Below are 19,097 nucleotides of genomic sequence, written 5' to 3' on the forward strand. Positions count from 1 at the left end.
AGAAATGTTTATTAAAGAAGCAATACTATTGCTGTTAGTTTGTTCGGTCTCAATGGCACAAACTGATGGTTTTTATAGAACTGATAATTTCACCGCATGGAAAGTGGTAAAAGCAAATAAAAAGGAACAGTACCTTGAGCTTGTATCTGTAGATGACTTGGAACCTCGTTTTTTTAGCCCGATTTGTATGAAGGATAATAGGATGATTTTCAAATATGAATTATTAGGACATGATGATTCCTTTTACGATAAGGATGCCAAAGTTAAAGATATTGATTTCTTAAACAGGAGTATATACTCAAACGTAGTGTTTGCATTAAAAATTGATATCGAAGAGGGTAACGATTTTAATGGAAACCCTGAGGAAGAGTATAATAGAATTTGTAAAGAGAATAATTCACAAAGATTTACTACGGAATACCGTTCAAAACGAGGCATGGCATACCATGGAGTAATTAAATATGTAGGTGATTCCTCTATCCAACCTCAATATTAAGATAGTGCAAAATATGAAAAAGCATAATAAAGGTTTTACTTTGATTGAGTTAATGATTGTCGTTGTTATCATAGGTTTAATTATGGCTTATGCTATACCATCATATCAAAGACAGGTTATTGTCTCGAAACGTACAGAAGCACAGAATGCCATTATGCAGATCGCTGCTGCCGAAGAAAAACATAATGGTGTATGCAATGTATATACGACGACAATTGCCGGCTCAGGAAATGATTGTAATAGCTTGGGGCTGGGAGGGGCGCAGTTTATGACCTCCACTAATTATACATTCAGTGTTGCTGTGGATGCCGCTGTCGGATATACCATTAGTGGAGTGGCTAGAGCCGGTAGTACTCAGGTCAATGATAATTTTGGTGTGAACTGTACAACATTGCAACTCAATGCACTAGGACAAAAATTACCATTAGACTGCTGGCAATAAAGCTGGACATTATAAACTGAAAATTTTTATCTCCTCGCTCTAAGAGTGTGGTTTTAATTTTTTGATTCTGCACTCTTTTTTTCTTAGTTATCGACCTGAGTTTTTAAGCAACCTTTGCTTATCTCGTCCCCAGTCACGGTCTTTTTCAGTCATGCGTTTGTCGTGAACATTTTTACCTTTAGCTAATGAAATCTGCACTTTAATCTTTCCTGATTTCCAGTAAAGTTTGCGAGGAACAATCGTCAATCCTTTTTGTTCAACCGCTCCAATCAAACGAGCAATTTCCTTTTTGTGCAATAAAAGTTTTCTGGCACGCATGGGTTCTGCAACAATATGGGTTGAAGTGCTGGATAAAGGAGTGATTAGAGTTCCAACCAATTGTGCTTCATGATTGCGGATAAAGACATAAGACTCATTAAATTGAACCTTTCCCTGACGCAAACTTTTGACTTCCCAGCCTTGAAGTGAAATTCCGGCTTCTAAATCTTCCAGAAAAGTATATTCAAAACCGGCTTTTTTATTGACGGCGATGACATTGGACGGTGTTTGTTTTTTTTTCTTTCCCATGAGGAGAATTCTACAAAAATAACTAATAAATTGCACATCTATTGTGTAGAATAAAACACTTTCATCAAGCAGTTATCCTGCAAAATGCACACAGTAAACCGACAAGCAATCGTTCGACACAATGCTGAAAAAATGTTTCATCTGGTCAATGATATAATGTCCTATCCGCAATTTCTCAAGTGGTGCCATGACTCGCACTTGTTGGAGCATTCAGAAAATCATATGCTTGCCGGTATGACGGTGAGTCTTGCAGGGATTAAACAAAACTTCACCACACAGAATATTTTTTCTCGTGATGGTGACAATTTGAGGATTGATTTGAGTTTGTATAAAGGTCCGTTTGATAAACTTTCGGGCTATTGGTTTTTTACCCATTTGAATGATGAAGCCAGCAAAATTGAACTGCACATGGACTTTCATTTCAAATCCGGGTTTTTAAATTCGGCTTTTAAACGAGCCTTTGGTAAAATTGCACAACAACTCGTTTCAGACTTCGTAAATCAGGCAAATAAGGTGTATCTATGATCAATGTTGAGGTTGCTTATGCACTTCCAGAGAAACAGGAAATTGTTAAACTGCAAGTAAACAAGAAAACAACAATCGAACAAGCGATTAAGCAATCAGGGTTGCTTGAGGTGTATTCTGATATTGACTTGTTCTCTGAAGATTCTACAAATAAGGTTGGAATTTTCAGTCAAATTAAATCGCTGGATCAAATCGTTAATGACGGAGATCGTATTGAAATTTATCGTCCTTTAATCGCAGATCCGAAAGAAGTCAGAAAAAAACGAGCCGAACAACAAAGAGAACAAGGAATTGTAAAGTAACTTAAGATGCTGAAATTAATTCAGCATTAGGTTAGAATTCTATTAGAGCACCTTCACAAAAGAGTTTTTCAACAACTTCAAGGTCTATTTTATTCAGTTTGGATACCATTTCAGAAGAAATAGTTTGTTCATTACAAATCAGTTTAGCAAAATTTAAACTGCAATCAAATTCTATTCCATTAACGAATAATATTGCATTATCACCTTGAGCGAAATAGCAAGTTTTGCTGAATGGTGATGTTTTTAAATCCAATCGTTGGTTGAACTCTTCCTGTTCTTTGTATTCATTGAATTCATAAAAAAGACTTCTGTATTCGGTAAGGTATTTTCCAAACCAAGAGATTAAATTCATGTTTTCAAAAGATAAATTGTCCAATAGGATATTTTTCACAGCTGATAAATCGTCTTGAGTTATTTCCCCTTTTAAAGGTTGAGACTGAAATTGAGGCTCAACAAAACGATTATTATCTGACAAAGTTTGAGCCAAACTATCAACAAAGGAAACACTTAGTTCAGATGCTGATGGAGTTCTCATGCCGATGGAACAGGTTACACAATCATCTGAGCTGATGATTCCATAATGAGCGTATTCCGGTGGTAAATACAAAATATCTCCCGGGTTGAGATTGTATTCGGTGTCGTATTGAAAGTCGGACATAAGTTTCAGTGCTTGGTCAGGAAGTAAATCCGGATTTAGAATTTTGCTGTTTGAAAACTTCCAAAGTCTTTGTCCTTCAACCTGTAACAAAAACACATCATAATGATCGGTATGTGGTCCGACAGTTCCGCCAACAGAACCACAACTCAGCATAATGTCATCGAATATCCAGTTGCGGATAAAATCAAAATGTTGCAGAATTTTCCGGCTCAGTGGATGCCATTTGTCGATGTCGGAAACTAAAAGATTCCAGGTTTCATCCTCAAGTTCATTAAAGTCTTCATGCGAGAAAGGACCATATTCAACATCATAATTTGTTTCTGAGTTTTTGAATACAATTCTCGATTGAATATCATCATCACAACTCAGTTTAATCAGTTGTTGTTTGTCAGGAAAGCAGGAAACAAAATCACCAATATCAACTGCATTTTTAATCAATAAGGGCTTTTGATGCCAATAATCGCGTAGGAATTCTTCCTTGCTGACTGAGCAATCTCTAAATAAGTTCAGTTTGTTCAATGGCGTAACCCAAATATGTTGCAGGAGTGAGTTTTAACAATTCGTCTTTGGCTTCATCGGGAAGTGTCAATCCGGTAATAAATGCGTGAATGCTTTGTTGATTGACCTTTGTTCCACGAGTCAACTCTTTGAGTTTTTCATAAGCATTTTCAACTCCATAGCGACGCATCACTGTTTGAATTGGTTCTGCCAAAAGTTCCCAATTGTTATCTAAATCAGCTAACATGGCATCTGGATTGAGTTCCAGTTTACTCAGACCTTTGCTGAGCGAAGACCATGCAATCATGCAATGTCCAATGGCTGTTCCGATGGAACGAAGAACAGTTGAGTCTGTTAAGTCACGTTGAAAGCGCGAAATCGGTAATTTTTCAGCCAAATGTTGCATCAAAGCATTTGCCAATCCGAGGTTGCCTTCCGCATTTTCAAAATCAATCGGATTTACTTTATGCGGCATGGTTGATGAACCAACTTCGCCTTTGATGACTTTTTGTTTGAAATAATTGATTGAAATATATCCCCAAATATCTCTGCATAAATCAATCAATATCACATTGATACGAATCAGTGCGTGAAAATATTCAGCTATATAATCATGTGGTTCAATTTGTGTGGTGTACGGGTTGAAGCTCAGATGTAACTCTTCCACAAACTCCTGAGCCAACTTCATCCAATCCACATCAGGATAGGCTACACGATGAGCATTATAATTGCCAACGGCACCATTGATTTTTCCAAAAATATCAATGTTTTCCAATTGCAACAATTGTCTTTGCAAACGATAAACAACATTCGCCAACTCTTTACCCATAGTGGTTGGAGTTGCCGGTTGTCCATGAGTTCGTGACATCATTGGCTGTTGCGCATATTGCTGGGACATTGTTGATAAATCATCAGTCACTTGATAAAGCGTTGGTAATATCAACATGTCACGACCTTGAGATAGCATCAAAGCGTATGATAAATTATTAATATCCTCGGATGTGCAGGCAAAATGCGTGAATTCTGACGATTCTGCCAATTGACTGTTTTTAGCTAATTCTTCCTTGATGTAGTATTCAACCGCTTTGACATCGTGGTTGGTAATGCTTTCAATGGCTTTGACTCTTTCCGCCTGAGTTTCATCGAAGTGATCGTGAATGCTCAATAGCCAGTCAATATCATCGTTTGAAAATTCTTTTAATTCGGTGATATTTTCTTCATGCGATAGTTTGATTAACCATCTTAATTCAACGAAAAGTCTGTTTTTTATGAGTCCGTATTCGCTGAAAATTTCCTGAAGATTTTCAGTTTTGCTCTGATAGCGACCGTCAACCGGCGTCACTGCGGTGATTGTTGATTTAGCCATGATTTTATTTTTTTTCAGAAGTCGCAATTATACTTTAATTGCGCTGATTTTTGGAACATTATTCAAACTCCAGTGTTGAATCGCATGGTTCCAGAATTGTTCCAGCGTCTTTGGTTTTTCGATAAAAGGTTGCTGCTTTAAGTGATTATGGACAAACAACAATGTTTCAATAGGGTTTTCATTTTCAATGGTTTGAGCAAATGTTTGTTTGCTGAGTTTTTGTCCTTGGTTATTTACAAAAACAGGGATGTGAGAGTATTGAAGTTGAGGAAATCCTAATAATTCATTCAAATAAATTTGCCACGGTGTTGAGTCGAGTAAATCAATTCCACGAACAACATGTGTGACACCTTGATAAAAATCATCAACCACCACGGCGAGTTGATAAGAATAGAATCCTTCTTTGCGTTTTAGCACAACATCACCACAATCATTGAGTAAATGTTTGCAAATTTGTCCCTGAATCATATCTTCAAAACAAATGATTTCATCAGTTGCCTTTAGCTTGACACTAAATTCAATTTCAGGTTGTTTGGATTGAAACCGGCAGGGATGTTCTAATATTTCAACTCCTTTAAGTTCGGTTCTGGAACAGGAACAATTGTACACAGCAAATTTTTTTTCGAGGATTTCGAGTGCTTCTTGATAAGCACTCTGTCTATCATTTTGGCTCTGGAAAATGATGTTTTCGTCAAATTGAAAACCATACTTCTTTAAAGTTTTTATAATTGATAAACTGGCACCGGGTTGTTCGCGAGGCGGGTCTAAATCTTCAATTCTGACTAACCATTGTCCGTTGTTATGCATGGCGTCACAATAGCTCGCATAAGCCGCCATAATTGAACCTAAATGTAATGGACCGGTTGGTGAAGGAGCAAATCGTCCGATATATTCCGATGATTTGTCGGAACGAGGAATCATTAATTGTTTAAGATTCTTGAGTCATCACTTCGGAAGCCGGAGCGATGAAATTACCTTGAACAAAGTTAGTAGAATATTTCCACAAAATACTCATTGTTGCTGCATCTTGTACAAATTCGCAAATAACCAACTTGCTTTGTGCGTGAGCTAAATCAATGATTTCTTTGACTTTCTTCTGATTTTCATCATTGGATGCAAATTCGCTCATAAATGCTGAATCAATCTTGATGTAGTCCGTTGGATAGTGCTTGAGTAAAGTGAATGAATTTAATCCGGAACCGAATTTCTCAATGGCAAATTTGCAGTTAAGAGCACGAATGGCTTGAATCACCGGTTTCACAGTTTTAGAGTGAGTAATCAACTCACTTTCAGGTGTTTCAAAAATAATACGGCTTCCCGGAATTCCAGCAAGTTTTAATTCTTGAGCTAACCATTTAGGGAAAGAAGAATTCGATAATGTATCAGTGGACATTTTAACGAATAACGCCACTTTTTTACTGGATTCTTTGATAGACTTAATGGCATTGCGAATCACTTTTCGGTCGATATCTAGTATGAGTCCGTATTTTTTGGCGACAGGAATGAAGTCAGCGGGCATAATGATTTTATCATCGTCTTTTAATCGAACCAAAGCTTCATAGTGCTCTGTTTCTTCGCCTTGAAGGCTAATCACGGGTTGGTAATGCAATACGAATTTGTCTCCATGAACACCGTCAGTGATTAAATCAATCCACTTTTGGTTAGCTGTGCGAGCTTTTTTCTCTTCTTCAGCCGGATCGAATATTGCAACCTGAGCCCCACCATTTTCTCTAGCAACATCAATTTCCTGATGCAGAACTTTCATAATCTCAGAACCGGATTCTGTCTTTTCGATGATCTGTGTCACACCGATACTAATTGTACAAGCCAGTGTTCTTTCACCGGCACTGAACAAATGATCATTTATTTTTGAAACCAGATGCTTGGATATTTGCTCCGCTTCCTCGATTTGTCGATCCATAACTACTATGAAGACCGAATCGTCATAACGATAATAGCTGAATTTTTCTCCAACGACTTCTTTAATAAACGGCGCCATATCTGACATCAATAAATCCAAATTACCTTTGCCAAGTTCTTTTTCCAGATTCTTATCATCATCAATTTGAATAAACAATACTGAGTAGCCTTTGGACTTTCCGGAGCGAACACTATTTATTTTGGCAACAATGTCTTTGGTGAAGTAGTTTCGATTGAAGAAACCAGTGAGTAAATCTTTATTTTTGATATTTTGAAGTTCAAGTTCAGCTTCCTTATTAACTTTTGGAGGTCTCACTAGAAACTGTACACAAGGTTCACCATCAACTGTTGCCTTGTTGAGACTGACGACTGCTTTTAGTTCATCGCCTTTTTCGGTTTTTAAAACCATATTGATATCGCCGTCAGGAATTTTATCCGCAGCAATATCTTTTAATAGTTTCTTAGCATTGGCAACTTCGTCTTTGCCAACCAAATTTAAAAATGGTGTGACTTCGAGTTCCTCTGCATCTTCGTATTTGAAAAATTCCAGATAAGCATTATTGGCATAAACATGCATTCCATCATGAATATAAGCGATTGCATCTTTTGAACTGTCTAAAAGCGATGCGCAACGTCTCTCTGCATCATTCAGCTCGGCCTCAACTCGTCTCAGTTGCCGTCTTTTATTCAGGCTGTTAAATACATTAGTCACTTCTTTACAGAGTTGCTCAGGAATACTGTCAGTGCAGAAATATTTCATTCCGGCTTCATAGGCTTCGGAAATTGTATCGTTGTTGAGATTATCCAATAAAGCGATTAAAGGGATATCCTTTCCGACTTTTTTGACACAAGCATGAACGGTATCCATTGGCAGTTCGGTTTGCATGGACTGAATTAGGATAATGTCGATTTTTTTGGTGGAAAGCAACTCAAGTAACGAGTCTTCATCAATGCAACGGCTAGGGCGAACCGGAATTTGGGCGTTTCTGAGAATAGATAAAATTCGTTCGGCTTCTTCTTCCAATTTATGGACAATCAATAATCGAATGGTTTTATCTTGTGCCAACTGTTATCTCAGAAATATTTAAAGTAGGAATTTTATCAGAATTTTGAGGTTATGTGCATTAAATTATTGGAGTTTTATTCGATTTGCCGGCGATTTCCTGAACTAATTTGGGGACTAAATAGCCGGGTAATTGACTCATCATTTCTTTATAAATCAATTTAGCGTGATTATCTGATACTTGAAAATGGCTTGCACCGGAGACCTTGTCCAGTTGATGCAAATAATACGGTAGAACGCCTAAATCAAACAATTTATGCGAAAGTTCGCAAAGTGTTTCGGCATTGTCATTGATTTTTTTGAGTAGAACACTTTGATTGAGTAGGTGAGTATTTGTGTTTTTAATTCTTGAGAAAACTTCTCTGTGGCTTTCAGTCAGTTCGTTGGGGTGGTTTGAATGAATAACAATCACTTTATTTAATTCAATTTCATTCAACCAATTGAGAAAGTTGGTTGTGATTCTTTCCGGTGAAACTACCGGCATGCGAGTATGAATTCGTAAGGTTTTAATGTGTTTAAGATTGACTAATTGTTCGGTGAATTTCTGCAATACGGATGTAGAAAGCATCAACGGATCGCCACCACTGAGAATCACCTCATGGAGACTGGTTTCAGCAGAAATGTATTCGATAGCGTGCTTCCAGTTTTTTGCGCTGGCATTATTTTCAGTGTAAGGAAAATTTCTTCTAAAACAATAGCGGCAATTAATCGCACAAGCACCGGTTGCAATCAACAAAACACGTCCGTGATATTTATGAATCACTCCTTTAGTTTTGCGTGATTTTAAGTCTCCGACAGGGTCACTTTTGTAGTTTTCATCCTTTTGTGACTCCAGTTTATGCGGTAAGATTTGTAAGAGCAAAGGATCATTTTTATCGGCAAAGTTAATACTTTGTAAATAACTATGGGGAACTTGCAAACTAAACAATTTCTCACTCTCCTCGGCATAGTTTTCCAACTTAAATAGTTCGTTACTATCAAGTTGATTTCTGCATTGATGGCGCCAATTGCTATTGTTCATTCACGAAAGAATCAAAAAAGTGCTAGTATACAGGATTTAGGGTCATAACTGCATTGATAATCTTTATCTCAAGGTCGTCTGTATGGTATTATTCGCCGCAAATTTTATATTCGGAGCAAATATGGCAGTTTTAGGTATTAATGATTTCAAAACAGGGTTAAAAATTCTTATCAATGATGAGCCCTGGAACATCACTGAAGTTGATATGGTGAAGCCCGGTAAAGGACAAGCATTCACTCGTATTAAAGCTAAACACCTGCGTACGGGAAGAGTCGTTGAGAAAACCATTAAGTCAACAGATAAAGTGGAATCAGCCGAAGTTATGGAAACTGATTATCAGTATTTGTACACAGACGGCGAGTATTTTTATTTCATGCACCCTGAAACTTTTGAGCAAATTGAAGCGGATAAAAATGCCGTTGGCGATAACGATAAATGGTTAGTTGAAGAGTCACTTTGCACAATCACACTTTGGAATAACTCTCCTTATGTTGTCGTTCCGCCAAATTTTGTTGAGATGAAAATTGTTGAAACCGATCCCGGTTTGCGTGGTGATACTTCCGGCGGTGGTGGAAAACCTGCAAAACTGGAATACGGTGCAGTAGTCAATATTCCTTTGTTTGTTCAGGAAGGCGAAATCATTAAAGTTGATACTCGTAGTGGCGAATACGTTTCTCGTGTTAAAGAATAATCACTATCACTTTTAAAATAATGCCTCGAAATTGGGAATCCAAATGCTCGTTGCCAGTGCTAAAGCAACGGGCATTTTTAATGCGTCAAATTCGTGAATTTTTCCACGAAAAAAATGTATTGGAGGTTGAAACGCCCATTCTTTCATCAGCAGGAAACACTGAAATTAATATCGAGAGTTTTACCTCTGAATCTATCAATCAGGATTTTCCTAGAAGCTATCTGCGCACTTCTCCTGAATTTCCGTTAAAACGCTTGCTTTGCTCTGGCTCGGGAGATATTTTCGAGTTGGGGAAAGTTTTTCGTAAAGGCGAAACCAGCAAAACTCACAATGTTGAATTTACAATGCTGGAATGGTATCGGCTTGGGTTTAACTATTTGCAGTTGATTGAAGAAGTGAACGAATTGCTGATTTCTTTGATGCAAGATTTTGGTTTGTCAGAACCTCAAATTCAAAATTTGACGTTTAATCAATGTTTTGAAGATTATTTAGAGATTAACTTATCTGAAACCTCTACCACACAGCTCAATCAAATTTGTCAGCAGCATAATTATGATGGCAGTGAATTGAACCGGGATGAAGCTCTGGATTTTCTATTTTCAATGCAAATTCAACCTCGGTTTCCCAGAGGAAAGATTATCAATGTCACGCAGTTTCCTGCATCCCAGGCGGCTTTGTCGATGATAAACCCTGAAGACAATAGCACATCACTGCGCTTTGAGACTTATTTCAATGGTTACGAGTTGGCAAACGGTTATCAGGAATTAACCGATGCGGTTGAACAGAAAAAACGATTTGATCAAGATAATGTGAAGCGTAAAAAAGTTGGGTTAAACGAAATTGCAATTGATGAAAATCTGTTAACAGCTATGCAACACGGAATGTCGGATTGCTCCGGAGTAGCCCTAGGTGTTGATCGTTTGTCAATGTTGCTGTTGGATAGAAAACAAATTGATGAAGTTCTATCTTTCCATAGTAAAAACGCATAAAAAAAGCTCCGATAGCGGAGCTTTTTGAAATATTAATTTTAGAGACCTTTGCTCAATTCGTACGACATGAAAAACATGACTCTAAAACAGCATCTTTGCGTTATAAATCTTGCCAATAACGCGTTATTGACTGCAATTCAAGCCTTAATCTGCAATTTTATAGCCAGGTTTTATCAAAGCCATAGAATCGAGCAAAGGTCTCTTTTACGAATTATTTTTGGCTTGCAAAATAAGCCGCTAAATTGTCGATATCAGCATCAGTTAAACCTGCTACCATAGGTGACATTGATGGATCTTTTCTTTCGCCATCACGGAAAGCCTTGATTTGTTTTGCAAGATACATTTCTTGTTGTCCTGCAAGATTAGGCCACAAAGGGTTTACCGAATGACCTGTCGCGCCATGACATGCTGCACAAACGACAGATTTTGCTTTTCCGGCTTCTGCATCGCCAGCGAAAGAGTTTGAAACAGCTAATGTTCCAGTCAGAGCCAAGCCTAAAATTAATGCTTTTTTCATATCAATATCTCTTGTTAAATTAGAAAGCGCTAATATAGCACAATAAAACTGAATTGCAAATGAATCAAGCAAAGTTATAAAAAATTAGAACTCAGTGCCACCAACAGTTAATTCATCCACTTTTAGCGTTGGTTGACCGATTCCGACTGCCAATGATTGTCCGTCTTTACCACAAACACCCATGCCTTGATCGAATTCCAGATTGTTTCCCACCATTGAAACTTTGGTTAAAACAGTTGGGCCGTCACCAATTAAAGTTACACCTTTAACCGGTTTGGTGATTTTGCCGTTTTCAATTAAAAAAGCATCACTGGCTGAAAACACAAATTTACCGTTGGTAATATCAACTTGTCCGCCTCTGAAATTTTCTGCATAAATTCCTTTTTTAACCGAAGAAATGATTTCATCGTGTTCGTATTTACCGTTCTTCATGTATGTATTGGTCATTCTCGGAATCGGTAAATGAGCAAATGACTCACGACGACCATTTCCGGTCGATTTTGTCCCCATCAAACGAGCATTGAGTTTATCCTGCATATAGCCTTTGAGAATGCCATTCTCAATCAGAACGGTTTCTTGCGATGGCGTTCCTTCATCATCAATGTTGATAGACCCTCTGCGATTCGCAAGATTGCCAGAATCAACAATCGTGCATTGCTCACTAGCGACTTTCTTGCCGATTTTCCCTGAAAATGCAGAAGTGCCTTTGCGGTTGAAATCACCTTCCAGTCCATGCCCGATAGCTTCATGTAAAAGCACTCCCGGCCAACCCGGACCTAGAACAACCGGCATCACTCCGGCAGGAGCAGCAACCGCATCCAGATTGGTTAAAGCTGATTGAACCGCTTGATTAACAAATTGCTCATTGACGCTTTGTTTGAGTAACTCTTGCAAAGTCATTCTTCCGCCACCACCGGAAAAACCAACTTCCATTCGACCTTTGCCATCATTGGCAATCACCTGAACGCTCAACTTGACCAACGGACGAATATCCGCCGCAAAAGTACCATCTGTCGCAGCAACCAAAACATAATCTTGCGAAGCAGCCAAAGAACAAATCACCTTTGCAATACGAGGGTCCGCTTTACGAGCCAGAGTATCCATCTGATTCAACAGAGCAATAATCTCGCGATTATCCACAGCACTTAAAACATCATTCTGTGTGTAATAATTGGCATAACCTTTTGCTTGAACTTTTTGTGCACGATGCGATTGTGACGCAGCAGCAATTGAACGAGCCGTTTCGACAGCATCTGACAAACCGTCATTAGTTAAAATATCTGTATAGGCGAAGCCGGTTTTTTCTTGATGATTCACTCTGACACCGACACCCCGATCAATACTGTGAGTTCCGGTTTTGACTTTTTGATCTTCTAAAACCCAGCTTTCAATTCTGGAAGATTGAAAATACAAATCAGCAAAATCTCCACCGGTTGCCAAACAATTTGACAATGCAGTGTTAATTCTGTTTTCGTCCAAATCGCCCGAACTCCAAAGATGGTCTTTAACGCTCTCTAACATAATTGCCTGTAACTACAAATAAGCCCGATATTATCTTTGATTTACCACTGATAAACCATAAAATACCTGCAATTAATCCAGAATCAATTCATGAGAACCATAAACTGTATCAAATACGGAGAAAATCAACAAGGACTCGATTACGTCCCTTATCCGGGTGAACTCGGACAGAAAATCCACAACCAAGTATCATTAAAATTCTGGCAGGAATGGCTTCAATATCAAATCATGTTTATCAACGAAAACAGACTCTCTCCAATCAATCCAAGCGACAGAAAGAAAATTGAACAGCAAATGGAGAAATTCTTTTTTCAAGGTGGTGCAGACAAGATTGAAGGTTATCAACCGGAATAGAAATTATTTGGAAATAAAGTTTGACACTGTGTTTCAAGCTAAATATAATGCTCGCTCAATTTGGGTCAGCATCTGACCTCACCGAATGCCCAGTTAGCTCAGTCGGTAGAGCAGGGGATTGAAAATCCCCGTGTCCGTGGTTCGATTCCGCGACTGGGCACCATTTTCGGGTGATATCACTTCATAAATTGCACATCTTGAAATCAAAAAATCACTCACTTATTCCAACATAAGCTCGTATTTTTTAATTCCAACCTGTATCAATTTCTAAAGCAATTTAGACTCCAAAAACTTAAAAATAAACTCGCTTTTTATTGACTCGACCTTGAAAGTTTCTCAATATTATTGCGATAATGTTGCATAGTCATCTAATAAATACTGAAATGGCACGATTATCAAGATTGAATTTACCAAATATTACTCAATATATTATACAAAGAGGTAGTAATCGAAGGAAATTCACTTTGGCCTCATTCTTGATTCCATTGATTCCTGTCCTGATGTTTATCGGCGAAGTACATTCAGCTACCATAACGGTCGATGGCTCAGATGGCGCTGTTGCTATGGATGGCTTTTGTTCTATTTCTGAGGCAATACAGGCAGCTAATTCCGATTCAGCAGTCAATGAATGTGCAGCAGGCAGTGGCACAGATACCATCAACTTGAGTACAAATATTACTTTAACCGCTGCATTTGATGAAGATGCAACTTATGGCAGCACAGGAACCCCGGCTATCAGCAGCAGCCTCTTCATTAATGGTATGGGATTTTCTATAGAACGGCAGTCATCATTAATCTGTAATTATGATTTTAATAACGACGCCGATGAGTTTCGCCTTTTGCGCACCACTCCATCAGCCAACTTAATCATAAGTCACCTCACTTTAAAAAAAGGTTGTGCAGATGGCGGTCTTACTGACGGTAGTGGAGCCGGGATTCACAATCTGGGTCATTTATCGATTGAAACAACTGTTATTGCTCTCAACACATCTATTGCAAGAGGTGCTGGAATTTTTAACCTAGGAACCATAAGCACTATTAAAAACAGCACATTATTAACCAATTCAGCAGGCTATGCAGGAGGTGGAATTTATAATGAGGGAACCATAGGTACCATCCTCAATAGTACCATCTCAGATAATTATGTAGATGATGGTTCTGGTGGTGGAATATTAAATAACGGAACCGTTGCTGCCATTCAAAACAGCATCTTCTCGCTTAATGTTGCTAATGAAGGAGGAGGGATTTTAAATGCCGGAATCACAACAACCACGATTCAAAACACCACATTTTCAGGAAATTCTGCTGTAAATGGAGGCGGGATTTCTAATCATTCAACCATTGGTGCTATCGAAAACAGCACATTCTCAGGCAATTCAGCAACTTCTATAGGGAAAACCATTCGAAATATTGGTATCATTGAAAACCTCAGAAATTCTCTATTTCACAATAACACAACCTCAGGTGGTGCAAATGAGTGTGAAAATAATGGTAGTGCTATAATTACTAACAGCAATAACAATATATCTGATGATGCATTCAGCAACTGCCCTGGTGCTTCCACAACACTAACCAGTGCCACAGTAGGTTCACTGGCTGATAACGGCGGTCCAACCATGACTCATGCACTTTCAGCTGGTAGCGAAGCGATTGATGCTAGTGGCGTGGGTGCAACAACTACCGATCAACGCGGGTTTTCTGCGTTTAATGCACGAGATATGGGTGCTTTTGAATACTTAGGTATAGACAATGATCTGATTTTTGAAAATGGTTTTGAAGCTGTCACAATAAATATTATTGATTAATATTAATGACCAATGGGGTCTGACCATAAACTGACCCTAAAAAACAGTCACTTGGACCAAAAGGGTCAGAGTCAATTGATATAGAGACCGAATCAAAGGGGGCGAACTCAATTGATAAAAATAATTGAAAACGAGAATGGCTAATTTTATCTATCCTTTTCCAATATCAACTTTTCATTATCTATTGAAATGTTCATATTGATTATGAAGTTTGAGTTATTGCCTCAGGTTTTCAACACACCTATTCTTTACCCATTCATTGATACTCACATCTTCCGCCTTTGCAGCGAGTGCAATCATGTGGTGCAATTCCGGGTCAACACGAAGATTGAATTTACCTGAATAGGTTTTTTCCGGTTGAATACCTTTTTCCTGACAAACATCAAGAAATACTTTTAAAGAGGTCTCTGCTTCTTTTTTCAAGCTATCAATGTCTTTAGCGTAAAAATCAGCTCCACCGTTTAAACCGATAAACTCACCTCTGAACATATCAATTTCAGGGTCATAGCTTATGTGCGCTTTGTATTTGCCAATTTCTAAAATGTTATTCATATCAATACCCGTTATTCTCTAACCAGTTTCTAATTGAGGACGCAGCACCTTTATCTGTATCAGGACTTGGGTGCGGTCTGTGAAAGACTCTGACCTCATCAAACAAGTACACAGCAATCCTGGATCCTTCTCGTTCTGTTATCTCCGCTCCCAGTTCCAGAAATAAAGCCTCAATCCTTGACCACTTGATATTCCCACTCACTGGTCTGGATTTGATTAACTTTAAAGTCTTCCTGTATTAATAGTACCATATAATAGTACCGAATAAAGTTATTTCAATAGAATGATGTGAAGAAATTCACTTAGTGATTAAAAAATAGAAATCTATTTGATAATGACTTATTAGTGCAAAATTAATAAGATTTTACTAAATAGAGTCCTGAATAAACTCTAACACCGATTGCAGGAATTCAGAGTTAGAATCAGTTGAATTGATTTGTCCGGAGATGTCGCGGGTTTCGATTTCTTTGTTGGCAATGGGTTGATTGGTTGTTAAATCACGCAGTGTGAGGATAACGGTGATTCGGTCTTTGCCCCAAGTCATTTTAGAGATAACCTTAAATTTACTGCTTTTTTTGTAATCGGATATTAGCAATGAAAGTCGGTAAGGTTGTGAATAATTAACACATTCGTTTTGTATTTTGGCAAAATGCGAATTGATTGACTTATCTTTTCCAAGTTGCTTAACTAAATATTGACGAATGTCTTCAAGCAGTGTATCCGGAGCTTCATTATCTTTTTTTCTTATCTTATCGGAGTCTTGTTCTAAAACAGAGAGGTGAGCAATTTCGAGACATTTTCCTGTAATGATTGAGTTTTCATCATCTGTCTTAGCGCTCAAATCATTATTTTGGTCATTTGTTTGCTCATCAATTTGGGTCTTTGATGCATTTTTATCTTTTTCTCCAATATTATTTTCAGCAATAAATTCGGTTAATGGATCGATTTCCTTTTCAGAAGAGCTGTTGCGGGTGTAATTGTACGCCAATGTTGAAATAGTTATTATCGCAACGGCGAATATGGCCAATGAAATTTTCTTTTTTCGTTTCCCGATTTGTGTGGGTTGACTGATTTGTGTGAGCTGATAGCTGATTTTTGAAGTTTTTTCAGCGATTGGATTAATTCTGGAGCGATGTAAAATCGACTCAAGGTCGCTGTTTTTTTCAACTTTACCGAGTTCGTCCAGAATTTCCTGACAACTTTGACAACGATTCTCAGGATTTTTATCAATCATTTTCAGCAAAATAGCTGCTGTTTTGTCATCGACTTTAGGGTTGACTTCCTGAATGTTTGCGATATCAGATTCGACGATATCTTTGAGCAAACGGTAAGGTGTTGTGGTGTCAAAAGGAACATCACCGGCAAGCATTTGATAAAGAACAATGCCCAATGAATAAATATCCGAGCGTTTATCAACGATTTGTCCGGTGCAGATTTCCGGAGAAAGATATCCGGGTGTCCCTATGACTTCACCTGTTTGCGTGAGATTGCTATCAAAAGTTTTGGACTGAGCAATACCAAAGTCCATGAGTTTGAGAAAACCATTGTTGGAAATCAGAATGTTTCCGGGTTTGATATCTCTGTGTATCAGACCGGACTCATGAGCGGCTTGTAAGCCTTCACAGGCTTGATGCAAAATGTTTTTCGCATGTTCGACATCCAAGGCTCTGTTATCACGCAAGATTTGTGACAGTGATTGACCTTCTATGTATTCCATAGCGAAAAAAGGCAAACCATTCTCTTCACCAATAAAATGGACGTTGATCACATTTGGATGACTTACCGCTGCCATAGACTTGGCTTCGCGGAAAAATCGTTCTTTGATGTCATTGTCCGTAGCCAACTGTGGAGATAAAACTTTTATCGCAACAAAGCGGTGCAGGGCTTCTTCCCAGCATTTATAAACAATAGCCATTCCTCCTCTACCGAGTTCGGAGCGGACTTCGTAATGACCAAATTGTTCAGGTAACGCCATGCTGAGAATTCTATTTCAAATCGTGGGTTAATTCTATAATTCCTCTCCAAGAAAGTCGGAATAAGTTGATTGGTTTAATGCTGGAGAGCGATTGATAATTAATTACAAAGCCATTTATATCATCAGAATAAGATGTCTGATTAAATATAAAAAAAAACCCGCATTGGAGCGGGTTTTTGTTGTTTTTGCAAAGAATATAAATTATTTGATTTTGTATTCTTTGTAAATCACATGCTTACGAACAACCGGATCGTATTTCATGAACTCCAATTTGTCCGGAGTCGTGTTTTTTTTTTTTTTTTTTTTTTTAAAATTAACCCATTTTATTACCCGCAAAATTTCGGATGCTCGGCTGTTGATACTAATTTAATTTTGTCACGCATAACTTACACCTTTAAACCATTTTTACGCAAATCAGCAAGAACTGCATCAATGCCTTTTTTATCAATAATACGCATACCTTTTGATGATAAACGCAGTTTAACCCAACGGTTTTCACTTTCAACCCAAAACTTGTGTTCGTGCAAGTTTGGCAAGAAGCGACGTCTTGTTCTTCTTAATGAGTGAGAAACATTGTTACCCGTGATTGGTTTTTTTCCTGTTACTTGACATACTCTTGACATGATTATGCTCCCTTTTTCTTGCTTGTTAGTTTTTCTTTAATTCTAGCAGCACGTCCTTCCAATCCACGTAGATAGTATAGTTTAGCACGTCTAACGTCACCACGTCTGACAACATTAATACTTTCAATTAATGGACTATAAGTTTGGAATACACGCTCAACTCCTTCACCGTAAGAAATTTTACGAACGGTAAATGCAGAATTCAAGCCTCTGTTTTTCTTAGCAATAACCACGCCTTCAAAAGCCTGAACACGTTCTCTTTTGCCTTCGATAACTTTAACACCAACAATCACGGTGTCACCCGGGCCGAACGAAGGGATTTCTTTGCCCATTTGTTCAGCTTCTAGCTGTTTAATAATATCACTCATTGCGATTTCCTGATTTTCTTGATGGTTATCGTTTCTGCGATAATCATTCAAGGTTAAACATCTCAGAACGTACATTCTACAAACTTGTTTTCACAAGCGATTAATCAGAGGTTCTGCCATTTTAAATTATTTGAACTTAAGTTCATTTTTATTCTGATTCACCATCCAGTAAATCAGGTCTTTTAGTCTTTGTTACAGAAATTGACCGTTGCTGTCTCCACTTTTCAATTTCTGCATGGTTACCGGATAATAATACTTCCGGAACTCCTTCTTGTTTCAATTCATCCGATCGCGTGTACTGCGGAGTTCCTAACAGGTTGTTCATGAAAGAATCAGTCTTTGCAGATTCTTCATCTCCCAACACTTCGGGAATCTGTCTGCTAACAGCATCAATAATGACCGCCGCCGCCAACTCGCCTCCGCTGATAACATAATCCCCAATAGAGATTTCATCATCAATAAATTCATCCAAAAATCTTTGGTCTATCCCTTCGTACCTTCCGCATAACAAAACAATGTGTTGTTGTTGTGCCATTTGGTTAATGGAATCTTGTTTGAGTTGTTTTCCGTGGGGTGAAAGATAACTCAATTTAATTGATCCATCCTGTTTTCGCAGATGTCTGACGGTTTCTGCCAGTGGGTCATACATCATAACCATGCCGGCTCCGCCTCCAAAAGGTCGATCATCGACTCTTTGGTGTTTATCTTTACTGAAGTCTCTTGGATTAAGTACTTGCAGTTCGATAATGTCTTTTTCCAGAGCTTTTCCAATCACTCCGTATGACATAACATCCTTGACCATTTGCGGGAAGATTGTGATGACAGTGAATTTTATTTTTGCCAC

At 38.1% G+C, this 19,097-nt stretch carries 22 protein-coding genes, 1 tRNA gene and 1 pseudogene; 9 read left to right on the forward strand and 15 right to left on the reverse strand.

The features are described from left to right. The first annotated feature begins 4 nt into the window (after positions 1-4). Positions 5-496 (forward strand): hypothetical protein, encoded by a 492-nt coding sequence (locus tag R3F25_03905; GenBank protein MEZ5495961.1) that lies wholly within the window; start codon positions 5-7, stop codon positions 494-496. A 13-nt stretch (positions 497-509) separates the two neighbouring features. After that, positions 510-938, forward strand: a complete 429-nt coding sequence (locus R3F25_03910; protein ID MEZ5495962.1) for a type IV pilin protein — start codon at positions 510-512, stop codon at positions 936-938. Between the two features lie 87 nt (positions 939-1,025). Here R3F25_03910 and smpB read toward each other — a convergent pair whose 3' ends face one another. Beyond that, positions 1,026-1,505 carry an SsrA-binding protein SmpB gene (gene smpB / locus R3F25_03915; protein MEZ5495963.1) on the reverse strand — a complete coding sequence of 160 codons (480 nt, stop codon included), beginning with the start codon at positions 1,503-1,505 and terminating at the stop codon, positions 1,026-1,028. Positions 1,506-1,589: 84 nt separating this feature from the next. Between smpB and R3F25_03920 the strand changes: the two genes are divergently transcribed. Next, the gene (locus tag R3F25_03920) at positions 1,590-2,030 is read left to right on the forward strand and encodes an SRPBCC family protein (GenBank protein MEZ5495964.1); all 441 of its coding nucleotides are present in this window, start codon (positions 1,590-1,592) and stop codon (positions 2,028-2,030) included. Then, positions 2,027-2,332, forward strand: coding sequence for an RnfH family protein (locus tag R3F25_03925; protein MEZ5495965.1), 306 nt, complete (start codon positions 2,027-2,029; stop codon positions 2,330-2,332). The genes R3F25_03920 and R3F25_03925 overlap by 4 nt, the downstream gene beginning before the upstream one ends. A gap of 31 nt (positions 2,333-2,363) precedes the next feature. Here the strand turns inward: R3F25_03925 and R3F25_03930 are convergent, their stop codons facing one another. The 5 genes from R3F25_03930 to epmB are packed head-to-tail and all read right to left on the reverse strand — an operon-like array spanning position 2,364 to position 8,858. After that, a complete protein-coding gene (locus R3F25_03930; protein ID MEZ5495966.1) occupies positions 2,364-3,509 on the reverse strand; it encodes a cupin domain-containing protein in 1,146 nt (381 codons plus the stop codon). Beyond that, positions 3,487-4,854, reverse strand: a complete 1,368-nt coding sequence (purB, locus tag R3F25_03935) for an adenylosuccinate lyase (protein ID MEZ5495967.1) — start codon at positions 4,852-4,854, stop codon at positions 3,487-3,489. The genes R3F25_03930 and purB overlap by 23 nt, the downstream gene beginning before the upstream one ends. A gap of 27 nt (positions 4,855-4,881) precedes the next feature. After that, positions 4,882-5,775, reverse strand: coding sequence for a tRNA glutamyl-Q(34) synthetase GluQRS (gene gluQRS / locus R3F25_03940; GenBank protein MEZ5495968.1), 894 nt, complete (start codon positions 5,773-5,775; stop codon positions 4,882-4,884). Positions 5,776-5,782: 7 nt separating this feature from the next. Next, positions 5,783-7,840 (reverse strand): EAL domain-containing protein, encoded by a 2,058-nt coding sequence (locus R3F25_03945; GenBank protein MEZ5495969.1) that lies wholly within the window; start codon positions 7,838-7,840, stop codon positions 5,783-5,785. 58 nt (positions 7,841-7,898) lie between these two features. Beyond that, positions 7,899-8,858, reverse strand: coding sequence for an EF-P beta-lysylation protein EpmB (gene epmB / locus R3F25_03950; GenBank protein ID MEZ5495970.1), 960 nt, complete (start codon positions 8,856-8,858; stop codon positions 7,899-7,901). A gap of 121 nt (positions 8,859-8,979) precedes the next feature. On the opposite strand from epmB, the gene efp reads away from it, so the two are divergent. Together efp and epmA are read left to right on the forward strand one after the other, a co-directional pair. Further along, positions 8,980-9,549, forward strand: coding sequence for an elongation factor P (efp, locus tag R3F25_03955; GenBank protein MEZ5495971.1), 570 nt, complete (start codon positions 8,980-8,982; stop codon positions 9,547-9,549). A 20-nt stretch (positions 9,550-9,569) separates the two neighbouring features. Next, complete coding sequence (gene epmA / locus R3F25_03960; protein ID MEZ5495972.1) at positions 9,570-10,538, forward strand: EF-P lysine aminoacylase EpmA; 969 nt, start codon at positions 9,570-9,572, stop codon at positions 10,536-10,538. Positions 10,539-10,749: 211 nt separating this feature from the next. On the opposite strand, the gene R3F25_03965 is transcribed toward epmA, so the two are convergent. Both R3F25_03965 and tldD read right to left on the reverse strand, forming a co-directional pair. Next, positions 10,750-11,055 (reverse strand): cytochrome c, encoded by a 306-nt coding sequence (locus R3F25_03965; protein MEZ5495973.1) that lies wholly within the window; start codon positions 11,053-11,055, stop codon positions 10,750-10,752. 84 nt (positions 11,056-11,139) lie between these two features. Beyond that, positions 11,140-12,576 (reverse strand): metalloprotease TldD, encoded by a 1,437-nt coding sequence (gene tldD / locus R3F25_03970; GenBank protein MEZ5495974.1) that lies wholly within the window; start codon positions 12,574-12,576, stop codon positions 11,140-11,142. A gap of 90 nt (positions 12,577-12,666) precedes the next feature. On the opposite strand from tldD, the gene R3F25_03975 reads away from it, so the two are divergent. From R3F25_03975 to R3F25_03985, 3 genes are all read left to right on the forward strand, one after another. Next, positions 12,667-12,930 carry an oxidative damage protection protein gene (locus R3F25_03975; GenBank protein ID MEZ5495975.1) on the forward strand — a complete coding sequence of 88 codons (264 nt, stop codon included), beginning with the start codon at positions 12,667-12,669 and terminating at the stop codon, positions 12,928-12,930. An 87-nt stretch (positions 12,931-13,017) separates the two neighbouring features. Beyond that, a tRNA-Phe gene (locus tag R3F25_03980) sits at positions 13,018-13,093 on the forward strand. A gap of 220 nt (positions 13,094-13,313) precedes the next feature. Next, positions 13,314-14,735 (forward strand): choice-of-anchor Q domain-containing protein, encoded by a 1,422-nt coding sequence (locus R3F25_03985; GenBank protein ID MEZ5495976.1) that lies wholly within the window; start codon positions 13,314-13,316, stop codon positions 14,733-14,735. A gap of 216 nt (positions 14,736-14,951) precedes the next feature. Here the strand turns inward: R3F25_03985 and R3F25_03990 are convergent, their stop codons facing one another. From R3F25_03990 to trmD, 7 genes and pseudogenes are all read right to left on the reverse strand, one after another. Beyond that, positions 14,952-15,287, reverse strand: a complete 336-nt coding sequence (locus tag R3F25_03990) for a type II toxin-antitoxin system HicB family antitoxin (protein ID MEZ5495977.1) — start codon at positions 15,285-15,287, stop codon at positions 14,952-14,954. A 1-nt stretch (position 15,288) separates the two neighbouring features. After that, the gene (locus R3F25_03995) at positions 15,289-15,504 is read right to left on the reverse strand and encodes a type II toxin-antitoxin system HicA family toxin (GenBank protein ID MEZ5495978.1); all 216 of its coding nucleotides are present in this window, start codon (positions 15,502-15,504) and stop codon (positions 15,289-15,291) included. A 150-nt stretch (positions 15,505-15,654) separates the two neighbouring features. Continuing rightward, on the reverse strand, positions 15,655-17,262 hold the full coding sequence (locus R3F25_04000) for a serine/threonine-protein kinase (GenBank protein MEZ5495979.1): 1,608 nt from the start codon (positions 17,260-17,262) through the stop codon (positions 15,655-15,657). A gap of 201 nt (positions 17,263-17,463) precedes the next feature. Next, positions 17,464-17,559, reverse strand: a pseudogene (gene rpmG, locus R3F25_04005) (50S ribosomal protein L33). An 89-nt stretch (positions 17,560-17,648) separates the two neighbouring features. Then, the gene (gene rpmB / locus R3F25_04010) at positions 17,649-17,885 is read right to left on the reverse strand and encodes a 50S ribosomal protein L28 (protein ID MEZ5495980.1); all 237 of its coding nucleotides are present in this window, start codon (positions 17,883-17,885) and stop codon (positions 17,649-17,651) included. A 2-nt stretch (positions 17,886-17,887) separates the two neighbouring features. Beyond that, complete coding sequence (rplS, locus tag R3F25_04015) at positions 17,888-18,253, reverse strand: 50S ribosomal protein L19 (protein ID MEZ5495981.1); 366 nt, start codon at positions 18,251-18,253, stop codon at positions 17,888-17,890. Between the two features lie 148 nt (positions 18,254-18,401). Continuing rightward, positions 18,402-19,097 carry a tRNA (guanosine(37)-N1)-methyltransferase TrmD gene (gene trmD, locus R3F25_04020; protein ID MEZ5495982.1) on the reverse strand — a complete coding sequence of 232 codons (696 nt, stop codon included), beginning with the start codon at positions 19,095-19,097 and terminating at the stop codon, positions 18,402-18,404.

It is taken from the genome of Gammaproteobacteria bacterium (genome assembly GCA_041395445.1).
Classification (GTDB): Bacteria; Pseudomonadota; Gammaproteobacteria; order Xanthomonadales; family Marinicellaceae; genus NORP309.